Source organism: Microcoleus sp. Pol11C3 (assembly GCF_036701485.1).
GTDB lineage: Bacteria > Cyanobacteriota > Cyanobacteriia > Cyanobacteriales > Microcoleaceae > Microcoleus.
On the sequence record NZ_JAUBQW010000054.1, the window covers coordinates 17,092 to 37,623 of the forward strand.

21 protein-coding genes and 1 pseudogene are annotated in these 20,532 nt (G+C 45.1%); 6 read left to right on the forward strand and 16 right to left on the reverse strand.

The genetic code is table 11. From position 1 onward, the window contains the following. The first annotated feature begins 126 nt into the window (after positions 1-126). On the forward strand, positions 127-1,701 hold the full coding sequence (locus tag QUA40_RS14225; protein ID WP_333126779.1) for an outer membrane protein assembly factor BamB family protein: 1,575 nt from the start codon (positions 127-129) through the stop codon (positions 1,699-1,701). Positions 1,702-2,090: 389 nt separating this feature from the next. Here QUA40_RS14225 and QUA40_RS29015 read toward each other — a convergent pair. Then, positions 2,091-2,287 (reverse strand): annotated as a pseudogene (locus QUA40_RS29015) (DUF255 domain-containing protein); the annotation flags it as partial. Positions 2,288-3,596: 1,309 nt separating this feature from the next. Here QUA40_RS29015 and QUA40_RS14230 point away from each other — a divergent pair. From QUA40_RS14230 to QUA40_RS14240, 3 genes are all read left to right on the forward strand, one after another. Further along, positions 3,597-4,277: a PEP-CTERM sorting domain-containing protein gene (locus QUA40_RS14230; RefSeq protein WP_333126782.1), complete on the forward strand. Its 681-nt coding sequence runs from the start codon at positions 3,597-3,599 to the stop codon at positions 4,275-4,277. Positions 4,278-5,307: 1,030 nt separating this feature from the next. After that, a complete protein-coding gene (gene crtA / locus QUA40_RS14235) occupies positions 5,308-6,144 on the forward strand; it encodes a cyanoexosortase A (RefSeq protein WP_333126784.1) in 837 nt (278 codons plus the stop codon). 169 nt (positions 6,145-6,313) lie between these two features. After that, a complete protein-coding gene (locus QUA40_RS14240; RefSeq protein WP_333126787.1) occupies positions 6,314-6,811 on the forward strand; it encodes a 2TM domain-containing protein in 498 nt (165 codons plus the stop codon). Positions 6,812-6,951: 140 nt separating this feature from the next. On the opposite strand, the gene QUA40_RS14245 is transcribed toward QUA40_RS14240, so the two are convergent. The 9 genes from QUA40_RS14245 to QUA40_RS14285 all read right to left on the reverse strand — a co-directional run bounded on the left by QUA40_RS14245 (position 6,952) and on the right by QUA40_RS14285 (position 13,551). Continuing rightward, entirely contained in the window at positions 6,952-7,944 is a 993-nt protein-coding gene (locus QUA40_RS14245; protein ID WP_333126789.1) for a CHAD domain-containing protein, read from the reverse strand. Positions 7,945-8,332: 388 nt separating this feature from the next. Continuing rightward, positions 8,333-8,671, reverse strand: a complete 339-nt coding sequence (gene petJ / locus QUA40_RS14250; RefSeq protein ID WP_333126791.1) for a cytochrome c6 PetJ — start codon at positions 8,669-8,671, stop codon at positions 8,333-8,335. 126 nt (positions 8,672-8,797) lie between these two features. After that, on the reverse strand, positions 8,798-9,298 hold the full coding sequence (gene psbV2 / locus QUA40_RS14255; RefSeq protein WP_333126794.1) for a photosystem II cytochrome PsbV2: 501 nt from the start codon (positions 9,296-9,298) through the stop codon (positions 8,798-8,800). A 255-nt stretch (positions 9,299-9,553) separates the two neighbouring features. Further along, a complete protein-coding gene (gene psbV, locus QUA40_RS14260) occupies positions 9,554-10,042 on the reverse strand; it encodes a photosystem II cytochrome c-550 (protein WP_333126797.1) in 489 nt (162 codons plus the stop codon). A 145-nt stretch (positions 10,043-10,187) separates the two neighbouring features. Beyond that, entirely contained in the window at positions 10,188-10,379 is a 192-nt protein-coding gene (locus QUA40_RS14265) for a hypothetical protein (protein ID WP_006633443.1), read from the reverse strand. A gap of 384 nt (positions 10,380-10,763) precedes the next feature. After that, positions 10,764-11,714, reverse strand: a complete 951-nt coding sequence (gene accD, locus QUA40_RS14270; protein ID WP_333126800.1) for an acetyl-CoA carboxylase, carboxyltransferase subunit beta — start codon at positions 11,712-11,714, stop codon at positions 10,764-10,766. Positions 11,715-11,888: 174 nt separating this feature from the next. Next, positions 11,889-12,104 carry a hypothetical protein gene (locus QUA40_RS14275; RefSeq protein ID WP_333126802.1) on the reverse strand — a complete coding sequence of 72 codons (216 nt, stop codon included), beginning with the start codon at positions 12,102-12,104 and terminating at the stop codon, positions 11,889-11,891. A gap of 61 nt (positions 12,105-12,165) precedes the next feature. Continuing rightward, the gene (locus QUA40_RS14280) at positions 12,166-12,996 is read right to left on the reverse strand and encodes a prepilin peptidase (RefSeq protein WP_333126805.1); all 831 of its coding nucleotides are present in this window, start codon (positions 12,994-12,996) and stop codon (positions 12,166-12,168) included. 294 nt (positions 12,997-13,290) lie between these two features. Continuing rightward, a complete protein-coding gene (locus QUA40_RS14285) occupies positions 13,291-13,551 on the reverse strand; it encodes a hypothetical protein (protein WP_333126807.1) in 261 nt (86 codons plus the stop codon). An 89-nt stretch (positions 13,552-13,640) separates the two neighbouring features. Here QUA40_RS14285 and QUA40_RS14290 point away from each other — a divergent pair, with 89 nt between their 5' ends. Further along, the gene (locus QUA40_RS14290; protein WP_333126809.1) at positions 13,641-15,218 is read left to right on the forward strand and encodes an adenylate/guanylate cyclase domain-containing protein; all 1,578 of its coding nucleotides are present in this window, start codon (positions 13,641-13,643) and stop codon (positions 15,216-15,218) included. 376 nt (positions 15,219-15,594) lie between these two features. Here QUA40_RS14290 and QUA40_RS14295 read toward each other — a convergent pair whose 3' ends face one another. The 4 genes from QUA40_RS14295 to QUA40_RS14310 all read right to left on the reverse strand — a co-directional run bounded on the left by QUA40_RS14295 (position 15,595) and on the right by QUA40_RS14310 (position 18,008). Beyond that, entirely contained in the window at positions 15,595-15,948 is a 354-nt protein-coding gene (locus tag QUA40_RS14295; RefSeq protein WP_333126812.1) for an N-acetyltransferase, read from the reverse strand. Between the two features lie 233 nt (positions 15,949-16,181). Further along, positions 16,182-17,246, reverse strand: a complete 1,065-nt coding sequence (locus tag QUA40_RS14300) for a tetratricopeptide repeat protein (RefSeq protein ID WP_333126815.1) — start codon at positions 17,244-17,246, stop codon at positions 16,182-16,184. An 81-nt stretch (positions 17,247-17,327) separates the two neighbouring features. Then, entirely contained in the window at positions 17,328-17,612 is a 285-nt protein-coding gene (locus QUA40_RS14305) for a hypothetical protein (protein WP_333126817.1), read from the reverse strand. Between the two features lie 102 nt (positions 17,613-17,714). Further along, positions 17,715-18,008, reverse strand: coding sequence for a hypothetical protein (locus QUA40_RS14310; RefSeq protein WP_333126820.1), 294 nt, complete (start codon positions 18,006-18,008; stop codon positions 17,715-17,717). A gap of 265 nt (positions 18,009-18,273) precedes the next feature. On the opposite strand from QUA40_RS14310, the gene QUA40_RS14315 reads away from it, so the two are divergent. Then, entirely contained in the window at positions 18,274-19,206 is a 933-nt protein-coding gene (locus QUA40_RS14315) for a LysR family transcriptional regulator (RefSeq protein WP_333126822.1), read from the forward strand. Positions 19,207-19,370: 164 nt separating this feature from the next. On the opposite strand, the gene QUA40_RS14320 is transcribed toward QUA40_RS14315, so the two are convergent. Together QUA40_RS14320 and QUA40_RS14325 are read right to left on the reverse strand one after the other, a co-directional pair. After that, positions 19,371-19,694: a hypothetical protein gene (locus QUA40_RS14320; protein ID WP_333126825.1), complete on the reverse strand. Its 324-nt coding sequence runs from the start codon at positions 19,692-19,694 to the stop codon at positions 19,371-19,373. A 5-nt stretch (positions 19,695-19,699) separates the two neighbouring features. Further along, entirely contained in the window at positions 19,700-20,362 is a 663-nt protein-coding gene (locus tag QUA40_RS14325) for a Uma2 family endonuclease (RefSeq protein ID WP_333126828.1), read from the reverse strand. Positions 20,363-20,532 lie beyond the last annotated feature (170 nt).

Here is a 20,532-nt window from a genome sequence, read left to right on the forward strand (position 1 = left end):
ATCAAATATACTTTAACTTGTGCTGGGTAAGCTTGTCATTTCTCTAGCACTTTAGCGCGAGATGTTTTAGTTGAGTTGTTGCCGATTATCATGTTTTAATATTATAACTAATAATTAAGATGTCAAATGAGCTTATCATCTCGGAGAACCTTCAATCAACGGCTCGGACAATTTTTGCTGAGCGCGGCTGTTCCTCCTACTGTTTCCCAACTGTACCAAACTGAAGAGTTGCATCAAGCTTTATTAGAAACTAATCTTAACAATTTTCTGGCGAAAGCAGACCCAGAAATAGAATTATTAGTCCCGACCTTTTTAGGTAACGACAAGCGTCGGTTCTACGGCAGAGGTGTTCCGAAAAGTTTGAAGTTAATCGACAAATTTGAGCTAGGAAGCGGACGGACTTTTCTGGGAAGGCGATCGCAAATTTGGAGCGGCGCGGGTTGGACAGGACAGCCAACAATTACCAGAGACGGGGGGAAAACTTATTTAATTATAGGTTCTTTCGACCACAATTTACGAAAAATAGATATTGCTACCAATAAAGAAGTGTGGCGCTATAAATTTGATGATATAATCAAAGGCTCCTCAACGATTTATATCGATGAAAAAGCCAGCGCCGAAAATAGAATTGTGATTTTGCAAGGCAGCCGCAGCGGCGGTGGTGGCAATAAAATTGTGCCGAGTTTTAGGGCAATATCTTTTAGAACTGGCAAGGAACTTTGGAAATTGGACATCAGGAGAACGCCCAGCTACAGCCGGGATAATGACAGCAGCGCTTTGGATCTCGGCGGTGGCGTTTTGTTCAATGCGGGGGAAAATGCGATCGGCTATTTTCTCGATAGTTCCACAAGCAATGCAAAAATCAAACAAGGCCTCAAGCAGCCAAATATCTTGTCGGAAGTACAGCTTTATGCAGCAGCAGATATCAGCAAGCACGGCGGCAACTTGGTAGCGGAATCATCGCCATCGAGGCTCAAAGATAGAATATTTATAGCTGCTGGTTCCGGTCATATTTACGGTATTAGCATTGGAACTAAAAAGATCGTCTGGGATTTCTATACTGGTTCAGATTTGGACGGAAGTGCTGTAATTTCTAAATCAGGCAAACTGTTTTGTGCCATTGAAAAACAATACATTCAGGGCAACGGCGGGGTGCTAAAGCTGAATCCCAACAAAGAACCGAATGCCAGCGTCGAATGGTTTTTGCCGACGGGAAATCGCCGACTTTCTAGCTGGGAAGGCGGGATAATTGGCTCGGTAGCGTTGAATGACGAGTACAATTCAGGGGAGTTTCCCGCGCTGTTTGCCACAAATGCGATCGACGGCAACTTATACATCGGTTCCCAAGATATGATTACAGGCAAAAAAACGGCTGTACCTTGGCGAAAGCAGTCTTACGATACTCCGGTAATAGTTTTTCAAAAAGAAATAGGTTCTTCAATTTCGACTCCGATTTTTACCGATGGCAATAAACTGATCAGTGCGGGTTACAACGGCGTTTATTTGTTCGAGTTGAATTGGGAACGAGCGAAGTCAGGCGATAAAAATGCTTTGAGAAATGCTAAAGGCGAGTTTTACCGTTTGAAAGTAAAAGAATCGGGGAGATTTAAGCCGGGTTTGTCATTTGAGGCGACGCCTGTAGTTTGGGACGGAATTGTGAAGATTTGCGCCAGGGATGGCTGGATGTATACTTTGGGTTAGTTATTGGTATTTTGTACCTCTATCGGAAAAGGCAAGATGCCTGTTCCACAATAAGTAGACTCTTTTGTGGGACAGGCATCTTGCCTGTTCTTAAAAGGGTGTTGAAATCCGCTACCTATTCCTACCTGCGGTTTAACTACGGTTATATGTATGAGAGAAATAATTTAGGAAATTATTGGAACTCGTTATGGCAACTCATGAAACTCAAATAAGGATCGCGAATTAAATAAATTACAAATTTAATTGTTATTTTGGGATGGGCGTCCCGCCCGTCCCAAAAAGACGGGCGGGACGCCCATCCCACAAACTTGTGGAAGTTATTTAATTCTCATTCGTAAGTCAAGTTTACGGTTCAGAGGATGCTCAAGGTATTTTACAGCTTACGATCGGATCGCCCGATCGCACAATGCTTCACCTTCGATCACCCTAAACCAGTGGCCGCTAGAGTAGCGAATTGACAGAAAAATCGGTTTATTTTCCCTCCAGGCCCTTTCTCAGGCTTCATCGCACCAGGCCCACCAGTCATCGGATTTTCTGCCTGTTTTCGCAGAAAAAGGCTGTGGGATTGAGCAAGACGGTTGACCATAATCAAATCCACTTGAAGTTTTGCTGGGTAAGCTTGTCAGTTCTCTAGCAGTTTAGCGCTAGATGTTTTAGCTGAGTTGTTGCTGATAATCCTGTTTTCATACGATCACTGATCATTTATATGTCAAATGAGTCGATCATCTCGGAGAACCTTCAATCAACGGCTGGGAAAATTTTTGCTGACTGCGAGGGTTCCTCCTGCTGTCCTCAAACACTGCCAAACTGAATCTGGGAATTGACGGAGTGAGAAAGCCGCTGAAATCTTGATATTTAGAGGGTTTAGGCTCTTCAACGTCCCTCAAGAGAGTAGTAATTATCACAAGTTTATTGAGCATTTTGATGGTAGCGAACACGAACAATCGTTATTAGACCCTGGAGAAAGTCTAAAAATTAGCGATCGCACGCACACATTTTTTTGAGGACAAGCTACTTAAATCCTTACTGCGTCAACTATTTCTACTTGCTTATCACCCGTTAAATCTTGGAATAGAGCTTTTTGGCAAAAATAATACTAACCAATTTTTAGCGAAAGCAGACCCAGAAATAGAATTATTAGTCCCGACATTTTGAAGTAACGACCAGCCCGCCTTCTACGGTAGACGTGTTCCGAAAACTATGTCCCAGAAAGTCGAGTCGTCCTTTTACTCGGCCAAAGTTCCGGCGTCACATAATAACGAGCACCGAAACCATTGGTCTCTAAACAGAGATGTTGCAGCATGATCAATAAGCCTGTTTTGGGCGGGCTCTTCTGCCCAACCCCTACTCCCCACAAAGAATCCTGCAATATATGAGTCTAAATGGCGCTTGTTGCTGAATCGGAAAGGGAGAATCGACGCACCGAATACGATCCAAAATTTTGTCCTGAGTTATAGCCCACATTCCGCAGGTTCAACTGTCACCATCGGTTTTTATCTATTTTTACCCCGCAATCAAACTCTCACTTAAACTTTTATACCGTACCTTAACGGATAAAAAACTTTTTAAGGGCATAATTTAGAGCTTTAAAACAGTTTTATCAGTAATTCTACTGTGTGAAAACCCCGGTTAGGAATGTGAGTTATAGCTTTTTGAAAGGGAGAAAAGTCAGGAAGAAAATCCGGGTGGCAGTTCTATTTTTTGATGTACGCCATAGCAAATAGGTAGCTAGAACCCATCCATTTCGGCATTTTGCCTAAATCCAATCAGCGTATTCTCAATCTTCATCGAATCTTTATACAAACTACTTGCATTAACTTGTGCTTCCGTTTACATTGAATATGTGAAGGAAAAAAACCTGCTTCCAGTCAACTTAAAAAATAAAGGTATCAACCATGAAATTCCAATTAAACTTAGTCAAATCTATTTTAGCTGTTGCCGGTGTCGCCACTCTTAGTGCAGTATCCGCAGCACCTGCCTCTGCCTTCAGCTTTGGTAATATCGCTGGTGGCGATACGGTTGGAGATGCTTATGTTAATGACTTTAGCTTTGATGTCACAGATGGTGGGTTAAATAACGTTTTCTTCAAAATTGCCAATAATAACACATCCGTCCCCGGTATCTTTATTGGTTCAGTTTACTTTGACACAGGTTCTAATACCAATTTATTGAGCGCCTTTGGCATTAATACTACTGGTACTAGCAGCACGGTTGCTTTTAAAGATAATGGCACTGCTAATATGCCCCAAAGTACAAACCTTACTACTCCTTGGTCTACGGATTTTTCAGCTACAAAAAGTGGTGCTGGGTCGAACGGTGTCCAAACTGGTGAGGCTTTGGGGTTGAGTTTTACTGGAAATTATAATAACGTAGTTTCCGCGTTGAATGCTGGTACTTTGAGACTAGGATTGCACGTCCAAGGTATTAATGGCGGTAGCGATACTTATGCCAGCAGTATCAGCACTAGCAACACTCAAGCTACTCCTGAACCTTTAACAATGCTTGCTGCTGGAGCCGCTGTTAGTTTTGGCACTATGTTCAAAAAGCAACGCGCTCAGGCTCAAAAAGCTCAATAGGCGCTCATTTACACTGGTTTTCGAGTCGGGCTTGATGCCAAACTGATGATTTTATGTTCGAGCTAAAAACCTGGTTTCACCAAGAAACCAGGTTTCTTAGTATCTGATAGCACGCCACCGTGAAAACCCCAGACTTGAAAGCCTATCTCAAGGGAGCATCTCATATTTGTAAAAACACTTCTTCTGGCTCCTTTCTTCTTCCTCTTTCCTCCTGGCTCCCAACTCCAATTTCTAGTTTGGCTGCTTTAATTGAGATGCTCCCATCAAATCGCCCCTACACAGCGCATTTAAGAACTACCGCAAGGCTGTTTCTGAAAAATTTCCGATATATAGCAATCCTTGCAGGAGTCGTAAATTTTTTACCCCACCCAAACCCTCCCCGAACCCGCAGGGAGAAAGTAAGAAATTCACAAATGATGCGAGGATTGCTATAAAGACACTGAGATTCTTTAAAAACAGATAATCACCATTGAGCATGGCTCGAACTCTAACTCGCTCAGCCGTATTTACTCAAACCTCAGTGTCACACCATGCGCGGTGCTAATTGCGTCTACTCTCAAGAAATCCAAGCCTCATTAAGGCTACTTATTTTTAATTTTTGTTGATTCACTCCCTTTTTAGTCTTTGCTTACAGGGCTGAGTAAGCAAGTGCTAGGCATCCAACCAATCATTTCGAGTAGCAGTCTTTTCACTAGCTGTCCTACTGCTGAGCGATGGGTTGCCTCTGAGTCTCACCATCCATCAAATTCCAGAGTGTCTACTAACCTCATCTCAAAGATTTACTGCCCTTAAAATCCTCCAAGTCCTTTCCGTAGTATGGGTTCAAGCTACTGAGTTGTCCACATCCAGTACTATTTTTATGATAAAATCTAAGAATAGTCTAGACTTTTTTTCGTTCGTATTCTGAAACCCTCGATTTTCCGTGGGTACTTTGATTGCCGAATCGCCTTGAAACTCTTATTCTACGGTTGAAAATCAAAAATTGTCCGAAGTATCGCTCTCATCAATCAACTAATAACTAATATCTAAAATGTTCAAGAGAAAACTTTTTGGGCTCATCATTATCGCCACAGCTTTAGTAACTCTGAATATGACACTCCTGTGGAAACTAGGGGATATGGCTCATTTTTATATGAGCATAGTTTTTTGGTTCGCTGTGGGTTCCTTGCTTTGGGATCACCAGGATATTCTCAAACAGAATGAGATAAAAAGTGACCTATTGTCAAGAGTAGCAGGGACGCTATTAATAGCTTTTATTTTATTTCAAAGTGCTATGGTTTCAAGTAAATTCGATCCTTTTTTAAGACTGGCACCTTTTTTGTCTGGTTTAGGTTTGAGCCTACTTGCCGTAGGTTTTCACAACTTAAAACTCTATTGGCGTGAATTGGTAATACTATTTTTTCATGGCACCCCCAGTGTCATTACGTTACCTTTAGTGGATTTTATTACCTCGCTTACTGCTAAGACTGCTTATTATTCTTTGTGGTATATCGGTTTTAATGTAACACGTGATGGTAATTATGTGGCTTTACCGACCGGAAGGGTGTTGGTAAATGGGGGTTGTTCGGGTATAGAGGCAATGAATTACTTATTAGGTTTATCTGTAGTTTGTTTGGTGATGTTTCCTACTAAACAAAATAAAGCTTTGATAGTAGGTGTGGCTGTTGCTTGTGGTTTTATTGTTAATGTTTTTCGAGTGGCGGGAATGGCGTTGTTAGTTTCATCTAATCGCCTAGATTTGTTTAAATATTGGCATGAGGGTGAAGGTTCTTTAGTTGTGGGAATGATTGCGGTGGTTGTGTTTGGGATATTTTATCAATTTATGTTGAAACGAGATAGCAAACTTAGTCAAAGTGCGGGAAATTAATTAGTTGTAATTTGAGGTAATATATCGGTTTTTCGATTTCCACTACCATAGTGAGGAGTCTCGCTCACTCAAATGTCCGGGTGTTGAAATCCGCCAATGTCACTACCTGCTGTTTAAGTCCGCCTATATCTATCATAGAAAGGATATCAGGAATTATAGGAAACTTGTTATGGCAACTCATGAAACTCAAATAAGTCAAGTTTACGGTTCAGAGGATGCTCAGGGTATTTTACAGCTTGCGATCGCACGCCGACAAGATGAAGGGGAATTATCCAGAGTCCAGCTTTTCGAGATTGCGGCGGAATTAGGTATTTCCGAACAGGATATTGTGGCGGCGGAACAGCAATGGTTAGCAACTAGAGGGGAAGTTCAAGAAAAGCGGGTTTTTAACGCTTTCCGTCGTCGCAAATTGCAGAAAAATGTGACAAAGTACGGCATTATCAATACTTTTTTAGTTTTGTTTAATCTAGCAGCAGCCCACGAGCTTTCTTGGTCGCTTTTCATTTTACTAACGTGGGGCTTGGGCTTGTCGCTGAATGCTTGGAATGTGTATCAAACTGAAGGGGAAGAGTACGAAAAAGCGTTTGGGCGGTGGCGTTTGAAGAAACAAGTCGGAGAGTCTATTGGTACTGCGACTAATAAGTTTATGAAGTGGTTGCAGTCGTGATTTGCTATGGTAAAAAAGGCGATCGCCCTTTATTTTACGTCATACTCAAAAGCGATCGCCCTTTTCCTTCCCACGGCGCGATCGCACTTTAAATCCCCGACTTTTTTTATAAATCGGGGCTCTGCGCGTTATAGTTACGCCTAATCAAGCTTAGCAGCATCTTCAACCACAGGATGAATTAATACCGATCGCAAACCTTGCCGAATTTCCGAACTCAAATACCTGCGCTGCAAAATCTGCCATTTTTGCCAAGCTGCGTAGCGATTGTCGGCCAACAAACCAGCCAATTTCGGCAACTCTTTTTTCAGATCGCGATTGACAAAATCTGTCAGAAACTCGCCTAAAACTTCACTGTCTTGAATATCGCCCAAACATTCCTGAACACCTTTCACATCTTCGACATAAACTTCGTAAGTCTCGCTGTAAAAACCCCCAAACAGACTCATCAAATAGCGAACCCGCTTAGCTTGCTTCCGCAAATCGTGCAGAATAGTTCCCTCGGCTGCTAACTTCTCTTCGACAGCCTCAGCAGTCAAATTATCAGCAACTTTAACTTTGCCATCTTCGTATTCTGTGCCCAACAGCCAAGCCGGATGTAGAAAAAACTCGCTGACTTGAGGTAACAGTAAATCTGGCAAAACCTCAGCAATTGGCAAATGTTCGATCGCCTGATACTTAGGTTTTTCCAGCCAATCCTCGATCGACTCCTTCAGCGATTCGTAGGTTTTGTGCTCTAAAATCGCCCTCACTCCTTTCAAAGCCCGGTGTCGCTGTTTGAGCAAATTCAACAAAGCTTTATCTAAAACTTCCTGTTCCTCAGTCGGCAAATTGGGGTAATAGCGGTTTTGGAGACTTTCGAGCATCACATCCAAATCCCTGAGCGTTCCCAGAATCCGCCCCACCTTACCAATTTTGCCTTCAGAAGCCTCTTTTGGCAAATCTAAAACCGGAGCAAAACCCGTCACAGCCGATCGCAAACGTCTCAATCCCACGCGCATTTGATGAAGTTCTTCCGCGTCTTTGTCTTTGATAACTTCAGCCTCGTGCGCTACACTTTTGCGGAAATATTTCTCAATCGCCCCAGATGCAGCGTCTCCGAGAGTTTTAACTTTTGTTGATGTTTTTATGTTCATAACAGTTGTACATTCCAGAACCCCGATCAACTTTAATTTGGATTTCAAAGCTTTGCTAATAAGGGGTTATATCCTAGCACATACTTTTATTTATGAACGGCAGCCCGAATAAATCTTAATATAAGGTGATTGACAATTTATACAAAATCAGCATTTAGCAATCTAAAATCTTCAATCTTCAATCTAAAATCTTCAATCTAAAATCTAAAATAAAATTACCCTCCCTCGCCCTTGAGCTAATAAAAATCGGATTTCTGACGCGCTTTCCCCAATAGGTTAAGAGCGCTGCAAACCGACATTTATTCGCCAAAGAGAGAGAGAGGGTGCGATCGGGAAGACAAGTTTTAAATTAAATCAAGTCCAGCTTGTCCGACTTGAAAGAGGCAGTTTAGCCTTTCCAGTCTTTCGCAGATTGTTCGAGCACGTAGGTTGCTACATCCTCGATTTGTTCGGGCTTCAACTTGGCGCCGAAAGCAGGCATAGCATTTTTGCCCTTAGTTACCTGAGTGGTAATAGCTTCCAGAGAATTCATGCCGTACTTCTCAAGAGCACTACTTTTCAAGGTTTTCATAGCCATAACCACGTTGCCGCCACCGATGTGACAAGCAGCACAGTTCGCGCTAAAGATTTTAGCTCCTTTAACAGCATCACCTGCCAAAGCAGGGCGGCCAAAGCCGACGGTAAAAATTGCGAACGCTAACAGGGCAATCGATAAGAGTCTTTTCAACGCAGTTCTCCTCTAATGGACACGCAAATGGTGATTCTTTAGATATTTTACCTGTTAAAACAGGCGCGATCGCGCAGTCGCATCGCATTCTCCCGAGTAATTTACCACTTTTTTTGCAGCGGTAGTTCAACTCTCAAAATTCTCCACGCCCCAAGCCGGAGCTTTCTGAGCGGCCCGGATCACAAAAGCCGCCAAATTTTCGATTTCTGCCTGCGGCATCCAGGTTTCCGGGACTTGGCGGCACCAAAAAGTCTCCTCAGTACCGTCATAAGTCATCGGTTCTCTCAGATACGCCACCAAACTATTGATGTTGTTGCGCGGAGGGGTTGCCCCCTTGAGGTCAGCCAAAGACAAAGATATCGTCGGATCGGGCAAATTAGCTCCTCCGACGTGACAATTCATGCAACTTTGCTCGAACAACACCTTGCCCGCAGACAAATCCTGAGCCGAAAACAACCGAGTATGCCCCTCAGAGTCCAACTCCAAAGCGACAGGTTCGCTGGCTTGTAAATATCTATTCACGTAAGCATCGCCAGCAGCCAAAACAGGTTGAGGAGCCAACAGCACGATCGGGAAAATAATTAACATCCCCAACAGAAAGCAGACAAAAACAGCACGATGCAGCATAAGTGCGTAGAACCGTCAATAATTCACTAACATTTGCTCACAAAATCGAATTTTCTTGTTTCACTCTGGCTTTCGTCGCCCTCAACCAGTCCACAAGCTTAAGTCGGCGGGTTCGACTGGCAAGAATCAATCAGCACCGGGTAAATTTTAGATTTCAGATTTTAGATAGAAAAACAGCCAGCCAGCAATCCTTGCCAAACCCCAGCCCCAGCCCCATCCAAAATCCAAAATCTAAAATCTAAAATCTAAAATCGATTAGCGAGCGCCTTTGCCACCAGCCCACTGCTTGGCGACAATTTTCGGCTGCAACATAATGTGACCGGCAATCGCGTACAAATCGTCATCCGAGAGATTTCTCATCTCAGCGAAAATATCCGCACTCTTCATGCTCGGATGCACTTCCGAAATTTCCTCAAACCCGTCATAAGTCGTGGGATTTTTCATAAAGTCCACCAGCGACTCAATATTATTCCGGGGCGGGTTGGCCAAAGCCAGAGTTTCCGGGCTCAAATTCAGGTTGGGATCAGTTTTTGTCATGCCCGCAGCGTGACATTGAGCGCAAGCCGAATTGAACAGGCGTTTGCCTTGCTGAACTTGTTTGAGGCTCAGCACTACCGGAGCACCCTTGTCATTCAAAGTCACAGTGCGAAGTTCAGGACTCAGTTCGACAGCCATCGCACTGCTGACAAATAACTGAAAGCTCAAGAATACAGCGGTCAGAGCAATGAAATATCTTTTAAGCATGGTTCTCCTTAAAAAAATCCGGCAAATTATTGAACGCTAAGAGATCGTACCTGGCAAACAGATTTCTGTTCAAAATTCCCTCTTTCTGCAACCACTGGCGAAAGTGGGTGCAGCCATACCTTTAAAGGTAGAGGAATTTTGCGATCTAATCTGCAAGAAGTTTTGAGTCGCGCCTTTTTTCGAGAGTGGACATAATTGCCTTAACATCCTCCAAAGCCAAACGGGTTTGAGGGTGCTTGTAGGCAATTTCCAACTCGTCGCACAAGCGGATCACGTCTTCAACAGGGACGTTGAAGTCCTCTGCTATTTCTGCGATGGACAGGTCTGCAAAACCCATAATTTTTAGGTCGCTGACAGGTCAAAATTGAGTTGACGGCTATTAACTGAAAGCCGGACAATTTTAGAAAGCGCTGTTAGCTTGTTCTGTTAGTTTGTTCTGAGATTTTGTTTGATCTATCGCAAGCTAACTAACCGCTAACTGCGACTAGGCATTTTTGCCCAGCCTAACTTCAGGGCCAATCAACTTCCGATCAATATCATCCCATTGCTGCGTCGTTATTACCAATAGGACTTGCGCGGGCGGGGTTCAAAACCCGGTGTCTGCGTGAACGTCTCGTTACCAAACTCAATATTGTTGGTAGAAGCCGGGTTTTGAGCAATTCCTCAGAAATTTCCCTCTGTACCCTGCACTCACCAACAGACAATCATCCGGCGCTGCTGCTTAGGGAGAAAGTTTGAAAGCGTGAGTCTGCGGGGGCAAAGCGTGGTTATCGCTGGCTTCGAGGGCGGGGAATTCCGAGCCGGCCAAGAAAGGCTGGGGCTGGTGGAGGCTGATGAGCTGACCCAGAGTTTTCTTTAATTGAGTCCGGGGTACAATCAAGTCTACAAAACCGTGGGCGAAGGAGTATTCGGAAGTTTGATAATTTTCCGGCAGCTTTTCCCGCAGAGTTTGCTCGATTACCCGACCGCCCGTAAAGGCTACAGTAGCTTTTGGCTCTGCAATTATAATGTCTCCCAGCATGGCAAAACTGGCGGTGACGCCGCCGGTGGTCGGGTGGGTCAAAATCGGGATGTAAAGCAGTCTCGCTTCCCGGTGGCGTTCCAGAGCCCCGGAAATTTTAGCCATTTGCATCAAGCTGAGCATTCCTTCTTGCATTCTCGCACCGCCGGAAGCGCAGACAATGATCACGGACAAGCGTTCCCGCGTGGCCTGTTCGATGAGGCGAGTCAGCTTTTCTCCGACAACTGAGCCCATGCTGCCGCCGATGAACTGAAATTCCATGACTCCGAGGGCGACTGGCAAATTTTCTAGTTTGCCGATGCCTGTTTCTACGGCGTCTAGGTGGCCTGTTTTTTCTTGAAATTCTCGGAGTCGATCGCTATATTTTTTTCGATCGCGAAATTTCAGGGGATCAGTGGCGTGCAGTCCTTCGTTAATTGGCACCCAGGTATTGGGATCGATCAATTGCTCGATGCGATCGTCACTGTAAACTCTGATATGATGCCCGCATTCCAAGCAAACCATTTGATTTGCTCGCAGGTCTTTGGTATAACTCAGGGCATCGCAAGCTTCGCATTTATTCCAAAGTCCGTCCGCAATTTCTCGTTCCGGCCGTTCTTGGGAGTTCGGTACTGATTTTCGTCGATTTGCAAACCAATCAAATAAAGACATTAAAACTTGGTAATTGTTAACTGTTGGCTGTTGACTGTTGACTGTTGACTGTTGACTGTTGACTGTTGACTGTTGGCTGTTGTTATTTGTGAGTTGTTAGCTGCTACCAATAACTAATAACTAATAACTAATAACCAATAAGCCATAACAACTGACAATAAATAACAGACTTGACTACTGACTCTTGTCCTCTTCAATTGGACTGATGAGGAGCGATGCTGTCTGCTGGTGTTCTGGAAGAACTTGCAGGGCTGTAGCACTTCCAGCCCCCAAATAAGATGCTATGCCCAAGTCTACAATCCGGGCCGGGATTTCATGAGCAGCTAGGAGCTGCTGCATTAATTCCGCTTCCCAACGAAAGCTAGTAGTTGTAAGTGTAATCCAAGACACGGAACAATTTTACCAATTTTTGAGACAATGTTATGTTCGATCGCGCCTAACTACCTGCTGATCAGAAACTAAAATTCGGGAAAAACAACTGCAAGTAAGTAGATAAGATGGCTTCGCCCCACAGAGCAGTAATTGCTGCACCGAGAGCCAGAAAGGGGCCGAAAGGCATGGGTTGACGCCGATCGAGCAAGCCGAGGGCGATCGCCCCGCCACCGGCAAAAGCCCCGGCTAAACAGGCGATAAATCCCGCTAGCAGCAAGTATTTCCAGCCCAGCCAAGCTCCCATCAAGGCGGCCAATTTGGTATCTCCGGCGCCCATAGCATTCTGCCCCAGTCCGATCGTCCCGGCGAGTCCGATCGCGTCAAACAGCCACAACCCGACAACTGCTCCCAGGATTCCGTCGAGTACCAGATAGTGTACCGAGTCGATCAAACTAAATGTCGGCCACCAACCTTTGGCGATTTGGAAAACCAATCCGAGCACCAAACCCGATCGAGTTAAAGAATTAGGCAAAGTCATTGTATCGCAATCAATCAAAGACAAAGCCAACAGCCAGCTAAACAAAGCCCAAAAACCCAGAGTTTGGACTGTTACGCCAAACCGCCAGAAGATTAACAAAAATAGCAAACCCGTAGCTACTTCCACGAGTGGATAGCGGGCCGAAATCCTACTGCGGCAGTGATTGCAGCGTCCCCGCAGCCACAGCCAACCGAAAACGGGTATATTTTCGTAAGTTCTGAGTTGATTTAAACATTTGGGACAGCGAGAAGGAGGGTGGATCACCGACAAACCCGCAGGCAACCGATAGACTACCACATTTAGAAAACTGCCAATAGCAGATCCGAGAATAAAGACGATCGCCGTGACAAGGCAATTAAAGATAATTTCCATTAATTTGTCTGTTGACTGTTCACTGTTGACTGTTCACTGTTGACTGTTGACTGTTGTCTGTGGTTATTTATTAATTGTTAGATTGTGTCCGGTCAATTACCAATAAGGTTTGTAGTAGGGACTTTAGTCAAAAGTAAAATTATGAGGACTAAAGTTCTCACTACAAACCTATTTTTTGACACTCGTTCGAGCCAACATAAATATTAGTTGTCAATGCCCAATGCCCAATGCCCCATGCCCCATGCCCAATGCCCAATGCCCAATGCCCCATGCCCAATGACCAATTACTAATTATTAATACATTTGAGATTCAATTTCCTCAAAAGTAACAAAACGTTCACCGGGCAATAAAACGGGCTGCGAAGCAAAAATTACCTGACCTCGATCGCTTCCTTGACTGACAACTACACCCGCCGGACGCTGCATCTGCTCGGAATGCACTTTTAGATACATACCATAGGCCGATCTAGCAGCTCGGATCAAATCGGGAGCTAGCAAACTGTGAGTTTCGGAAGTTTCTATCGTGGGTTCGGGGTTTGGTTGGTAGGGGTTCACTGGAAACTTATCATAATAGTATTAAGTCGAGCTATTGGTGTTGCCTCTAGAGCGATCGAACTTACCTTATTTTTTAAGAATAAACTTAGGTGGAAATTATTAATAGATTAACCTACAATCCTCCCTTGGCGGCGATCGAACTGCGGCTGCGATCGCTCCTTTCCGCCCAACTGTACGCTGCTGCGTGGGTAGATCCGTCCCCCGCAACGCTAATGGGGGTTTTCGATCACCTGCGAACTCTGCGCTACATCCTCCACGACTACGTGCCTCGGCCCGTGTCCGAATCTCCGCCCAACCCGGGCGAGGTGCGCTACCAGTGGCAAACAGGCACTTTGTTATTCACGGATTTGGCAGGGTTTACCTCGCTGTTGGAAGCGAATGCGGTCGAGGGGCGCAAGGGAGCTGAAACGCTGCTAGGCGTGATTAACGACTATTTTGCCTCGATGATTGAAATTGTCAGCAAATCGGGCGGGGATTTGCTGGAGTTTACCGGAGATGCGATGCTTGTGCAGTTTCTGTCAGGAGTTTATCAAGAGGATACAGCCAGGGCGGTGCGGGCGGGTTTGCGGATGCAGCGGGCGATGGCTGAATTTGCCAGTATAGAAACGGCGCGGGGTGTTTTGTCTTTGAGGATGCGGGTGGGCATCCACTGCGGTCGCTATATTAGTGCTGACATCGGTACCCCGCTGCGGATGGCTCACGTACTGCTGGGGCACTCAGTCCAGCAAGCCAAGCAAGCTGAGGGCTCTGGAACTGTGGGGCGGGTGTGTGTGACTGAAACTGCTAGAGAGTCTTTGGGAGAGCAATTTCGTTTTGAACCCGGGAAACAAGGTTATTTTTTGGTGGCGGACGATTTCACGGACGCTCAACTCGGAGAGTATGATATCACTTTGACTGGGCGGCGGATGCCGAGTTCGGTATTGCTCGATCGCAGCGTTGCGGGCTTGGTAAAAGAAATCGGCGAAGCTGTGAATCGGCTTGAACCCCTTGCTAGTTATATTCCCAAAACTATCCTGAGACTGCTGGTGGAAAATGCAGACAGGCGCAAAATCCCGCCGGATTTTCCTGAACCGACGGTGATGTTTGTCAACTTGATTGGTTTACCGGAGTCTGTGGACAAAGCTTCGCCGGAGGAAGAAGTCAATCTGGTAATGGGTTTTTCTCGGGTGTTTGCGTCGATCGATGCTGTAGTGTCAGCTAAAGGGGGCGTGTTGCAAAAAGTAACGGCGCACTTAGATGGTTCGGATATGCTGATTTATTTTGGCGTGCCCGACGCTCACACGGATGACGCCAGCCGCGCGGCTAGTGCGGCGATTGCGATCCGAGATATTATTGCAGGTTTGCCTCTGGTAATTATCGCGGGTGAAGAAGTAAAAGTAAGCTGTCAAATTGGGCTGTCCCGGGGGCCTGTGTTTGCTGCTGAGGTTGGGGAACCGCGAGGGCGCAGGGAGTTTAATATCCTCGGCGATACGGTGAATACGGCGGCTCGGTTGATGAGCAAGGCGGGGGAAAACCAAATTTTGATTGGTGAAAGGGTGTTTGGGTCGATCGAGCTAAACTTCATTTGCGAGGCTTTGGGATCTGTTGCTCTGAAGGGGAAATCTGCTCAAACTCCGATTTTTGCTTTGCAAGGTGCAAAAGGGGAGAAGGGGAAAGGGGGCGTTTAAATAACTTTGCGGGGCAATAGTCGTGCAGGTTTTATGGTTCACAAAGGCAAGTACAGCACAAGCGTTTTCCACTGTGACTACTAAATGTTATTTTGATAATTTTTTACGATACATCACGATCAAAACCGCCACTTCGTCAGAGGAGTTCCGGTTGCATAGGAATGATTTAACCGCAGAGAACGCAGAGAGAGATGAATAATTCCCATGAAGGACGGATTTGATATCACTCGCAGATCCTAAATTCCGATCGATACTTCACCGTTCCGCTGCAATCCTGCAAAGCTCCACTTTCTAACTCCCACACCATAAAAGCCTCATCGGGTACATCATCTTCACATCCCAAATTCTTTCTACTAGCAGGAACGAACCCGAAACGCTAATAGAAATCTGGATGACCAAGCACAACCACTGCTTGAAACCCCGATCCCCCGCACTCTTTTAAACCCTGCTGGATCAGCAGTGTTCCTATACCTTGCCGCTGATAGTTGGGAAGAACTGCGACTGGTGCCAACCCCAGAATCGACAAATTGCTAGAACATTTTCCGGCGACAACCGGACTGAAGAAAAGGTGTCCGACAATGCGATCGCATTGTACCGCAACGAAGGAAAATGTAGATGCAATTCCCCGCAATTGATCGACTAAGTTAGCCTCATTTTCTCGCCCGAATGCCGCAATATTAATGTTGCGAACAGCTTCTATATCTTCAGGATTTTCGGTACGGATATCCATAGCTTAGATTAATGGTTGTGCGGCCGCTCTGGCAGAAGAATTACTACAGAAACTGTTTCTATCTTTCGAGCGCAATATTAATCAAATTATAGCGCCCCTGAAGCTTTTTTTATTTTTTTAAACTATATATTTTTGGCCACCCATTATACAACGACTTGCAGATAAATGTCAAATCTTCGCCCAAATCGATCGCTGCCAATCTGCACGCCCGATGCGAAACCGCTTAACCGTCATTATTGCGGTACAAGCTGACCGGAAGACAATCGCTTAATGCCCTCCATTGCTGTAGTTTCTCCGGCTTTGTCACCGCCCTCACGAGCAATTTTTAAAGCTCCCTCGTAGGATTCGAGAGCTTTAGCAGATTGACCGAGACTTTCATGAATTGCGCCCATGTTGTTGAGCAAGCGTCCGATACTTGTCTTGTCGCCGATGGCTTCTAACATCGGTATTGCTTGCTGAAAATAGATCAGCGCTTGAGTATCTTTGCCGAGTTTGCGAGAGGTAAGTGCCATGTTGTTGAGGAGGCGACCGACGCCAGCCCTGTCTCCGATTTCCCGACGAATTGCTAAAGCTTGGTGGTAAAATTCCATCGCTCTATTAAAGTCGCCGATGTTGTAGTAGACGCCGCCCATGTTATTGAGGGTACGGCCTAAATCGCGGCGATCGCCCTCAACAGTGCGAATCGTGCGCGCTTGCTGGTAAAATTCGATCGCTTTGGCGTAATTGACCTGTTCTGCGTACACGGCCGCAATGTTGTGAAAAGACTCTGCTATTTCAATTTTGTCGTTGGCTGTTTTGGCAAGTTCCAAAGCTTCTTGGTGCAGTTTCATCGCTTCGGAAAAATTGTCTGCAACCCGGTTGACGAAACCGATGAGATTGAGAGTGCGCGCGATACGAGACCCTTCGCCGATTTCTCGGTGAATGACTAAAGCTTGGCGCAAAACTTCCAAAGCTTTGGGCTGCGAACCCATTTCGGCGTAAACTTCCCCCATATTATTAAGTGTTTCTCCGATTCCCGGTTTGTCGCCTAGTTGCTTGCGAGTTGCCAAAACTTGCTCAAAAGTCTCGATTGCTTCTCGAAACAAACCCTCACGGTGCTGTTTTACTCCTGTTTCAAAGAGTTCGTCTGCTTGCGTTTTGGGGTCTGTTGCTTGGGCGCGATCGCTAGCTTGGGCGAGCCTCGCATTTATAATTGGGGCATAAGCCCGAGCGTCTGAAATTGCCAGCAAGCTGAGTGCGGGCGATAAAACAATACTTATAGCTGCGAGATAGCTGAAGTGGTAAGAGCGGCAGTACACCGATCGAGTCCTCCAATAGCTAAGTGATAACTATTAAGATAGAGCTTTTTGGGGTGTTCCTGCCGAATTTTTTCTCAATCCCTAGGTTCTGACTGGGTTTTTGTCTTGCCAGACTGCCATAATCAGCGGCATATTGTTGAGAGCGGATATGACAGCAAAGTTTTTGCTGGGTGGAAGCGATGCTTTTTCAGGGCTTTGCAAGATGATGTCCTGTTGGTCAAGCGTGATCCAAGCAATTCCTGACAAAACTTGAATTTCTCGATGAGTTTGAGGCACTTTGTATACCTCGTTTTCCATCAGGATAATGCGATCCTCTTCGAGGGCTCCGCTAACGGGCGCTGCACATTCGGAAGATATTTGAAGCATAGCATCTCCTACTTGGTAATTGGTAATTGCTAATTGGTAATTGCTAATTGGTAATTGCTAATCGAGGACTGTATGTCACTTCATTTCCACGCAAACCACACACTATTGGCAATAACGCCGATCGAGCCAAGCGCGCATTTCATCATCAGTTGCCACACAGGTAGAGCGACCTGTAGCTCGATCGCAACCGTGCCACCAAGTGTTACCATAGCGATCGCACGTCTGCCAAATTCTCATTTCGTCCTCACCAGAAACGATGTAGAGCAAAAACTGCCCAATTTTATTTATAGCTGAAAAGAGAGATTGCCCTTTTTGTATTTCGGATGGTTTTGTTCGCTCGGTAATCGCAAAAAACATCATTATCCGGGGTTCTATCCAATTTTTGTAAGTAGACATAGCCAACACCTTAAAGTGATAACTCCTACAAATATTGCACTACTAAAATTACAAAGAATAGCTTTTAACTGCAATGTTTTCATCGCAATTACAGCACAATATTGTTGTCGTGCAAGTTTTGTAAAAGTCTATCTGTTACCTGATAAATTAACCTTAACTCTGCGGCTATTGACAATCAAAGCATTGCTTGCATAGGTTGTATGAATAAAATCGATAGATCGATCTAAGGCCTTGTGACAATTTGGGTACTACTGGCATAAACGCTATGAACGAAATCAATACGCGGCGGATGAAACTATCTCAGATTCAAGCTTTGATAGCTGTAGCAGACTGTGAAAACTTTAGCGAGGCGGCTTTGCAATTGGAACTGTCCCAATCCGCCGTCAGCCACGCCATCGCCTCTTTAGAAACAGAATTGGGAGTGCAATTGTTCCACCGGGGGCGACACGGTGCTCAACTGACGCCAGTGGGGGAAAGGGTGGTGAGTCACGGGCGTCAAATAGCCTGCGCCTTAGAAATGATGGTCAAAGAAGCGGATTTAGAAAAAGGTTTGCAGGGAGGCCAGGTACGGATAGTTTCTTTTCGGAGTGTCGCAACTCATATCCTACCGGGTATTATTGCTAAATTTCGCAGTTGCTTTCCCAAAATTGCGGTCAGCATTACCGAAGTTTATTATACTCGAGCTGTGGAAGAGGCATTGCGATCGGGCAAAGCGGACATCGGCTTTGTCTCTCTTCCCATCTCTGATGAATTTGAAACTAGAGAAATTTTGCGGGATAAATATGTTGTGTTGCTGCCGCCGAATGGACAATGTAAAAGTGCTAAAATTACCTGGGAAGAATTAGCGAACTATCCCCTGATTTTGCAGCCTGCAGAAAATTCTTGTTCGATACCGCTTCGCAAATATTTGACAACTTCGGGGTTTCCCTTAAATATCGGTTATGAACTCAGCGAAGATTCAACTATTGTCAGTATGGTGATGCAAGGTTTGGGTACAGCAATTCTTCCCCGTTTGGCGGCGGAACCGATACCTGCTTCGGTAAAAGTTTGCAGTTTGCCGGCGGATTTTGAGAGGGTAATTGGGGTGGCTGTTTTGAGGGATGCGCTGTTAGTTCCGGCAGTATTTGCGTTTTTGGATGTAGTTAAAAGTGCGATAGAGGTTGATAGTGAGGGCGATTTTCCGATTAATCCTTCATGAGAGACCTAAGTCAGTTGTTATTGGTTATTGGTTAGATTGGGATTTTGTTACCGCAGATATCAGCAGATGAACACAGATGAACGCGGATGGGATTTTATCTGCGTATATCTGCATTCATCTGCGGTTAAAAAAAAATGGTCTAAAATAGTGCGATCACTGATTTCCTACTTCATGCGCTTAGCTACAAGACTAGAACTATCACCTTGGTGGAATTTTATTCGACCGTCTACGGAGTTTTTATCCTTTAATTTGAGCCAACCGCTACCAGATGCAGGATCGTTCTCATCATTACCGTCCCATGTAAACTCAAATCGCTGATCCTTTCCATCTTTTACGACTTCGCCGTCAATTTCACCTGATACTAAACCGAATTGAAATTCTCCTGAACCTGTTGGTTCAATCTCTATATACGCTTCCACCTCCATGTCCAAATAATCACTATCCCACATTGCCATCTCTGTGATCCGCCATTTACCGCTATATTGCATTGCTTTCATCCTCCACTTGTATTAATATTCGCCATCTCTCTCACCCAGTTGCGGAAATTCACCTCTGCTTCTACCTCATCTAACTGCGCTGCTGCCAAAAATTCGTAGAGCTTGGACTTGGGGAGAATCGGAAAAGTGGGGCTGGCAGATACTTCCAAATACTCAGAGTTTTCTAGCTGATAAATTCGCCATTCTCTACCATTGTACCGCCAAAACTCCGGTACTCCCATACTAGCATAGAGAGCTGGCTTATCAATATCAGTATGGGTGATATCTACTTCTACGACTAAATCGGGTGGCGGATCTGTGGCTAAATCTACTGTACGACCGGCGACGAGGGGTTGATTTTGGATGTAATAGGCATTATCTGGTTCTGCACCGCGCTCTAAGTCCGATCTATCTAAGGTTGTCGAACCCATTGTTTTAATCTTCAAACCTAGCTCTACAGCCAAAATAATAATCAGTCGTTCGATTAAGCGTGCTGAAAATTCGTGTTCTTCTAAAGGCATGGTAATTTCTAAAATTCCTCGATCGAATATCAATGTAGCCGATCGGTTATCACCCAAAATCTGTAGCATTTGTTGATAACCCTGCCAACTAATATTTCTCAACAATACTCGCTTTTCGCCTATGAGTAACGGTGGTGCGATCGGCGCAACAGAAATCATATTTTTTACTTCCAGCTATGAGATTTATAAGATAACATAAGGAACAGGCAAGATGCCTGTTCCACAACTAACAAATTATTGATTGTGGAACAGGCCTTAGCGGGTGACAACGTACCTATAATGCTTGCTGCATAAAGGATAGAGCCAAGAAGCCGCGCTGAAAATAGAGA

Bases quoted from the DNA above. Each gene is read 5' to 3' on its own strand.
- QUA40_RS14225 (WP_333126779.1), top strand. From the start codon at position 127: ATGAGCTTATCATCTCGGAGAACCTTCAATCAACGGCTCGGACAATTT.
- QUA40_RS14295 (WP_333126812.1), bottom strand. From the start codon at position 15,948: ATGGATATCCGTACCGAAAATCCTGAAGATATAGAAGCTGTTCGCAAC.
- accD (WP_333126800.1), bottom strand. From the start codon at position 11,714: ATGTCTTTATTTGATTGGTTTGCAAATCGACGAAAATCAGTACCGAAC.
- psbV2 (WP_333126794.1), bottom strand. From the start codon at position 9,298: ATGCTGCATCGTGCTGTTTTTGTCTGCTTTCTGTTGGGGATGTTAATT.
- QUA40_RS14315 (WP_333126822.1), top strand. From the start codon at position 18,274: ATGAACGAAATCAATACGCGGCGGATGAAACTATCTCAGATTCAAGCT.
- QUA40_RS14230 (WP_333126782.1), top strand. From the start codon at position 3,597: ATGAAATTCCAATTAAACTTAGTCAAATCTATTTTAGCTGTTGCCGGT.
- crtA (WP_333126784.1), top strand. From the start codon at position 5,308: ATGTTCAAGAGAAAACTTTTTGGGCTCATCATTATCGCCACAGCTTTA.
- QUA40_RS14245 (WP_333126789.1), bottom strand. From the start codon at position 7,944: ATGAACATAAAAACATCAACAAAAGTTAAAACTCTCGGAGACGCTGCA.
- QUA40_RS14240 (WP_333126787.1), top strand. From the start codon at position 6,314: ATGGCAACTCATGAAACTCAAATAAGTCAAGTTTACGGTTCAGAGGAT.
- QUA40_RS14320 (WP_333126825.1), bottom strand. From the start codon at position 19,694: ATGCAATATAGCGGTAAATGGCGGATCACAGAGATGGCAATGTGGGAT.
- QUA40_RS14280 (WP_333126805.1), bottom strand. From the start codon at position 12,996: ATGGAAATTATCTTTAATTGCCTTGTCACGGCGATCGTCTTTATTCTC.
- psbV (WP_333126797.1), bottom strand. From the start codon at position 10,042: ATGCTTAAAAGATATTTCATTGCTCTGACCGCTGTATTCTTGAGCTTT.
- QUA40_RS14310 (WP_333126820.1), bottom strand. From the start codon at position 18,008: ATGTCTACTTACAAAAATTGGATAGAACCCCGGATAATGATGTTTTTT.
- QUA40_RS14305 (WP_333126817.1), bottom strand. From the start codon at position 17,612: ATGCTTCAAATATCTTCCGAATGTGCAGCGCCCGTTAGCGGAGCCCTC.
- QUA40_RS14265 (WP_006633443.1), bottom strand. From the start codon at position 10,379: ATGGGTTTTGCAGACCTGTCCATCGCAGAAATAGCAGAGGACTTCAAC.
- QUA40_RS14325 (WP_333126828.1), bottom strand. From the start codon at position 20,362: ATGATTTCTGTTGCGCCGATCGCACCACCGTTACTCATAGGCGAAAAG.